The sequence below is a fragment of the Flavobacterium sp. FlaQc-28 genome, from assembly GCF_044007415.1.
Lineage (GTDB): Bacteria > Bacteroidota > Bacteroidia > Flavobacteriales > Flavobacteriaceae > Flavobacterium.
Window position 1 is genome coordinate 1 of sequence record NZ_JBIPCM010000036.1, and the last position, 255, is coordinate 255.

Annotated in this window: 1 protein-coding gene; it reads left to right on the plus strand. The window is 38.4% G+C overall.

The window, feature by feature from the left end:
* On the plus strand, positions 1-255 hold a 255-nt coding region (locus ACHRVL_RS23075), incomplete at both ends, for a hypothetical protein (protein WP_395415602.1).

Consider the following 255-nt stretch of genomic DNA (forward strand, 5'->3'; position numbering starts at 1 on the left):
TTGATCTGACTGTAGCAGGAGGAACTGGAGCTTATACTTATTCTTGGAAAAAAGGAGGAATTGCTATTGCTAATACGACTCAGGATTTAACTGCAATTGGCAATGGAAGTTATGAAGTTACCGTTACAGATGCTAATGGATGTACTGCAGTTGAAACAATTGTAATTGGACAGCCAAATGCGGCATTAGCTATAACAGTGTCTTCTAAAACGGATGTAAAATGTTTCGGACAATTAACTGGAGCCATTGATCTGA